This is a genomic window from Azohydromonas aeria, assembly GCF_009760915.1.
Lineage (GTDB): Bacteria > Pseudomonadota > Gammaproteobacteria > Burkholderiales > Burkholderiaceae_C > Azohydromonas > Azohydromonas aeria.
This window is the reverse complement of record NZ_VIDQ01000181.1, coordinates 1-1,955: the sequence shown is the minus strand read 5'-3', so window position 1 is coordinate 1,955 and position 1,955 is coordinate 1. Positions and strand designations below refer to the sequence as shown.

Annotated in this window: 2 protein-coding genes; one reads left to right on the top strand and one right to left on the bottom strand. The window is 67.6% G+C overall.

The window, feature by feature from the left end:
* The coding region (locus tag FJ694_RS36325) for a urate hydroxylase PuuD (protein ID WP_198321194.1) at positions 1-249 on the bottom strand (249 nt) is incomplete at its 3' end.
* 517 nt (positions 250-766) lie between these two features.
* Between FJ694_RS36325 and uraD the strand changes: the two genes are divergently transcribed.
* Positions 767-1,955: 2-oxo-4-hydroxy-4-carboxy-5-ureidoimidazoline decarboxylase (gene uraD / locus FJ694_RS36320; RefSeq protein WP_157272374.1), on the top strand; the 1,189-nt coding region annotated here is incomplete at its 3' end.

Sequence of the window (1,955 nt, the reverse complement as noted above, 5' to 3'; positions counted from 1 at the left end):
CAGGTTCTGGGGCAGCGGCAGCCACTTCGGCGCCACCATGTACTTGTTGGAGTGGTAGAAGCCGCCGCCGTGCACGGCCCACATCTCGCCGTCCACGCCCTTCTTCTTCAGGTCCTCGTGCGTGGGCACACTGAGGCTGTTGTCGAGCATGACGAAGTAGAACGAGGCGCCGATCCAGGCGACGGCGGTGATGACGTGGGCCCAGCGCAGCAGCAGGTTGGCCCAGTCGATGAGGTACGAGACGTCCATCTTCGAGCAGCAGGTGAGAAAAGGCCGGCTTGGGCCACCGGCCTTTTCCCCTCACCACAGCGGGCTCTGTGAGGAGCGAACGTCGCAACCTGAAGCGGCGCCCTCCGCTGGGAGAACGCGCGCCCGGGCTCCGCGGCGACGTGAACAAACTGTATACAGATTTGCGTGCGCTTCCGAGAGTGTTTTCCCGGACGGCGCAGCGGCAAGGCCCAACTGTCGCAAGAGCCGGGCCAGTCACGGCCCGCGCGGGAAATGCACGTGCGGCGCGTGAAATCCGTCACGGCGACGTCACGCCCCGGCACAGGTCACCAGGCACGACCTGACGCCAACCCGGTGCGGAATGCACCGCCCTGGAGCACTGGCTGCAGCAATTGGTGCATACACGCTGACGTGGAATTGCCATGCGCTGTGTGCGCTTTTGTGTATACACTTTCGTGCACAAACTGCGGAACCGGCCCTTGGCCGCCGCGCATTGCGCCTCGCGCCCTGCCCTGGGCGAAGGATTCAGGAGCCTCGCATGTCGTTTGAACCGTTCACCCTTTCCGACCTCAACGCCGCTTCGCAGACCCGCTTCGTGGATATGCTCGACGGCACCTACGAGCACTCGCCCTGGATCGCCGAGGCCGCCTGGGCGCAGCGCCCGTTCAGGAGCCTCGCGCATTTGAAGCGCGCGCTGGTGGAAGTGCTGGAGCAGGCCGGGCGCGAGGCGCAGCTGGCGCTCATCCGCGCCCACCCCGAGCTCGCCGGCAAGGCCATGGTCGCCAAATCGCTCACGGCCGAGTCCACCAACGAGCAGGGCAAGGCCGGCCTGACCGATTGCTCGCCGGAAGAGTTTGAGAAGCTGCAGCGCCTGAATGCCGACTACAACGCGAAGTTCGGCTGGCCCTTCATCCTGGCCGTGCGCGGGCCGCGCGGCGCGGGGCTGGACCGGCGCCAGATCATCGAGGCCTTCGAGCGGCGGCTGGCGAACCACCCGGACTTCGAGCTGGCCGAGTGCGTGCGCAACATCCACCGCATCGCCGAGATCCGGCTCAACGACAAGTTCGGCCACACGCCCAAGCTGGGCAACCTGGTGTGGGACTGGGCCGAGGCGCTGGCCGAGTTCAGCGAGCAGCCCGACGCGCTCACCGTGACGTACCTGACCAGGCCGCACCGCGCCTGCGCGCAGCGCCTGGCCGAATGGATGCGTGAGGGCTGCGGCTTCGACGAGGTGAGCATCGACGCCGTGGGCAACGTGGTGGGCGTCTACCATGGCAGCGACCCGGGCTCGAAGCGGCTGCTGACCGGCAGCCACTACGACACCGTGCGCAACGGCGGCAAGTACGACGGGCGCCTGGGCATCCTCGTGCCCATGGCGGTGGTGCGGCAGCTGCATCGCAGTGGAAGGCGGCTGCCCTTCGGCATCGAGGTCGTGGGCTTCTCCGAGGAGGAAGGCCAGCGCTACAAGGCCACCTTCCTGGGCTCCGGGGCGCTCATCGGGCAGTTCGACATGGCGTGGCTCGACCAGGTCGATGCACAGGGCGTCTCGCTGCGCCAGGCCATGCAGGACGCGGGGCTGCGCATCGAGGACATCCCCGGCCTGAAGCGCGATCCCGCGCGGTATCTCGGCTTCGTCGAGGTCCACATCGAGCAGGGCCCGGTGCTCGACGCGCTGAACCTGCCGCTGGGCGTGGTCACCTCCATCAACGGCAGCGTGCGCCTGATGG